Origin of the sequence: Sulfuricurvum sp., from assembly GCF_030691015.1 — a bacterium.
GTDB lineage: Bacteria > Campylobacterota > Campylobacteria > Campylobacterales > Sulfurimonadaceae > Sulfuricurvum.
Genome location: NZ_JAUYFF010000017.1, coordinates 1 through 3,893 on the forward strand (window position 1 = coordinate 1; position 3,893 = coordinate 3,893).

Sequence of the window (3,893 nt, forward strand, 5' to 3'; positions counted from 1 at the left end):
AGAACAAGCAGCTACTAAATCCAATGAAGGTATGTCAATCGCTACCGAACTGACTCGTGGTTTTGAAGTGATAGCAGGTAAGATCGAACAAACCACTATGCTCGTTCAAGATGTCAGCAATGCATCCCGTGAACAGATGCAGGGTATCGGTCAGATCAATACCGCTGTTACTCAACTCGATCAAATGACACAAGAGAATGCGAAAGTTGCCTCGAACGTCTCTCAAACTTCGGATGTGATTCAAGAACTCTCCGAAGAGATCAATCGAGAAATTGAAAGTAAAAGTTTTAGAGGAAAAGCTGAACTTTTGCGTCAAGGCTAAGAGGGATACTTCCCTCAAACCCTTTTACAATAATTAAAAATGAATGTAAATTCATTTTACTATTACCCCAACTTATACTGCAACAAAACTGCAACAGATAAAAACTACAATTCTGCATCTTAAACGCCCCTAATAAGGACTACTCTATGCTAGACAACCTAACGATCAAACAAAAATTACGGCTAATTCCGATTAGCGCTGTTTTTTTGATGATTATTTCTGCCGTAGTTTTTGCTATTTATCCGAGATTCGCTTTGGTGACTTTTATCGGTACTATTGGTTTATTGTTGATATTTGCAAGAACAATATCATTGACAATATTAAAGAGTATTAATGAATTTCACAAAGGGTTTGAAATCATTAACAGCTCTAGTAACACTGAGCACCGATTAGATATCAGCGGTAACGATGAAATCGTAGAGGTATCGAAACTATTTAACACGTATATGGAAAAACTCGACACCATTGCGAACAAAGATAAAGAAGCTATCGAGGATATCGCCAATGTTGCCAAAATGATGGCAGTGGGCTTCGTCTCCGTACGTATTAAATCAGAAGCAGGAAGTCCCGGATTGCAGCAGGCCGTAGAAGGGTTTAATACCGCTCTAGGGGAAATGGAAAAAGCGACTATTGAAATTTCTCGGGTGATGTCGGCACTGGGAACCAGTAATTATGCGGTTGAGTTTGAAACCGGAAAGTATTCGGGAGAACTTGGCGGTATGATGACGAGCTTGCAAGGACTCAGTGAAAGTGTCGGTGATTTTATGGCACTTCTCTCTATCAACGGATTGGCACTTAATCAAGGTGCTTCTACCCTCTCAAATGCGAGTAATGACCTTTCTGCTTCGAGCAATACGCAAGCTTCAAGTCTCGAAGAGACCGCCGCCGCTATCGAAGAGCTGACGAGTAATATCGCCGCTAACAGCCAAAAAGCGACCGAAATGGCATCTTTAGCTCGTGAAACGCAAACGGCGGCAAATGACGGAAAAGCGCTTGCCGATACAACAGTTTCAGCGATGCACGAGATCAGCCGCGCAACACAGTCTATCAATGATGCGGTCAATATTATCGAAAATATCGCCTTTCAAACCAATATCCTTAGCCTCAATGCCGCCGTCGAAGCGGCAACTGCAGGAGATGCGGGTAAAGGGTTTGCCGTCGTCGCCCAAGAGGTACGCAACCTCGCCAACCGCTCAGCCGATGCGGCTCAGCAGATCAAACTTCTAGCAGAACTTGCCAACACCAAATCGACGGATGGATTGCAGGTGAGTGAAAACATGATGAAAGGGTTAGACGTTATCAACCAAAAAATTATGATGACAACTCAGCTCGTCCAAGACGTTGCCAACGGAAGCCGTGAACAGATGGCAGGCATCAACCAGATCAACTCTGCCGTGGCACAGCTCGATCAAATGACACAGCAAAATGCCTCATTGGCAAATGATGTCAGCCATTTGAGTGAAGATATACTCGGAATGTCACAGTCATTGAGCGATACGGCGGCGAAAACAAAATACCGTACAGAGTCGGAGAATCGCGTGTGCCGAATTGATATGATGTTTGAAACGAATAAACTAAAATTTGACCATGTCAATTTTAAAAATAACAATTTCGGAAAGCTCAAAGAGAGTATCAGCGCATGGACAGTCACCAACGAGACCCAATGTGACCTAGGTAAATGGATTCAAGCCCATAACAATGAGAGCTATGCAAAAGGACCCGAGTGGAAAGATCTTCTGACTCACCATGCCCATGTTCACCAAAAAGTTCAAGAGTTCATCAACCGTGAAAAAAGCGGCGGACGTCCTGAGGAGCTTGAACGAATCGCCAAAGAGATCGAAACCGATACGACAAAAGTATTTGCATCCCTCAATAAAGTTCGCGTTGCGGCTTGTATGGAAGATCAGCAGATCATTCCAACAAAAAATGTCCATACTCATGCACCACGACATACAGCGATCGTTTCCAAGCAGTCGACATTCTCGACTCCAAAATCGTCTTTCAAAAAAGATGACACTATTTGGGAAAATTTCTAAACCTGCCCTCCTCGCCTCTTTCGTCAGAAGCCATGACACTTTATTGAAAGTACCTTGCACAGACAACCTCTTCTGAGGAGGTACATGGAGGGCACTCCAAAACAATCTAAAAGGATAATAATGAAAGGTATTTTGTTTCTGTCGGCTACGGCACTCGCATCACTACTAATGACTGGATGCGCAGGAAAAAGCGGTAATGAAACTTTAGGACGGATGGAGAAGAGTCAAATCGATTCCACAATCGTAAAAGGGAAATCGACCAGAGAAGATGTTAAAACACTTATGGGCGACCCAAGTAAGACAGACTTCGACAATAACGGTCTCGAAAAATGGTCATACGTGCACGTCCGAAAAGACCTTAAGGCGGTTAACTACATCCCTGTCGCCAACTGGTTTGTTAACGGTACAAACGACACGACAAAAACACTTGTCGTTTTGTTTGACGACAAAGGAATTGTTAAAAACTTTATCAGCGCTGACGCCAAAGGCGAGACAAAAGGTGGACTTTTTCAATAATTCCATCCACACCCTTCCCTTAAGGAGGGGCTGTTAAAGAATAAATAGTAAAACTAAAACTCAGGCATTGATAGTCAATGATGATTACTTAATAATCAGTATTGACTATCAATGCAACAAATATGCAACACTAACGCTATAAGATGCTTAAAAATTAATACTCTAATGTTAGAGAAAAGGTAAATATGCGTAATTTAAGCGTTAAATCTAAATTATCACTACTAGTCGGTTTAGCTATTTCAGGATTATTTGTTATCGTAGTAGTTTCTTTTATGGTAATAAATTCGGTCAAAATAAAAGGCGATGCCTATAGCAGTATTATATTATCAAAAGATTTATTGGCGGATATCTTACCTCCACCTGAATATATAATTGAATCTCGTCTTGTTACATCCGATATGCTTCGCGCAAATCCTGCTGAGTTTAAAGAGCTAAAGGATAAATTAATTCAGTTAGAAAAAGATTATGAAACACGTCAAACGTATTGGTCAGATGATAGCTATGCATCTTCGTATCTGAAAGTTAATCCAGAAGTAAGAACCTTAATCCTAGAAAAATCAAAAACTCCGGCAAGGGAGTATTTTAAGATTGCTATCAATGAATTTATTCCTGCTCTAGAGAGCGGTGATACTTTAAGAGCACAAGTTTTATTTGACGGTAAATTAAAAGGATTCTATGCGGAACATCGTAGCGCGATTGATGAATTGGTTCCCATAACGACACAAGTTGCAGTGAATGATGAACAATCAGCAGTAGAGCTTGTGTCCGATGGAAATATGTACATCATCAGTGCAATTATTATTGTGACAGCCCTTTTGATTTTTCTTTCTGTGATGATTATTCAGGTATTGACGGGTTCTCTTGTAATGATTCAATCAGGTCTCCTTTCCTTCTTTCGCTTCCTAAATCGAGAGAGTACAAAAGCAGAAACGATTGATTTGAAATCAGAAGACGAATTTGGACAAATGGCAAAAGTAATCAATGAGAATATTGCTCTTATCGAAAAAGGTCTTGTAGCC

The 3,893-nt window shown here is 41.0% G+C and carries 2 protein-coding genes and 2 pseudogenes; all 4 read left to right on the forward strand.

Annotation, left to right across the window (positions count from 1 at the left end; all coding sequences use genetic code 11):
• Positions 1-322, forward strand: a pseudogene (locus tag Q8O20_RS10530) (hypothetical protein); the annotation flags it as partial.
• A 146-nt stretch (positions 323-468) separates the two neighbouring features.
• Positions 469-2,358, forward strand: a complete 1,890-nt coding sequence (locus tag Q8O20_RS10535; RefSeq protein ID WP_305531123.1) for a methyl-accepting chemotaxis protein — start codon at positions 469-471, stop codon at positions 2,356-2,358.
• Positions 2,359-2,490: 132 nt separating this feature from the next.
• Complete coding sequence (gene bamE / locus Q8O20_RS10540; RefSeq protein WP_305531124.1) at positions 2,491-2,874, forward strand: outer membrane protein assembly factor BamE; 384 nt, start codon at positions 2,491-2,493, stop codon at positions 2,872-2,874.
• A 185-nt stretch (positions 2,875-3,059) separates the two neighbouring features.
• Positions 3,060-3,893 (forward strand): annotated as a pseudogene (locus Q8O20_RS10545) (hypothetical protein); the annotation flags it as partial.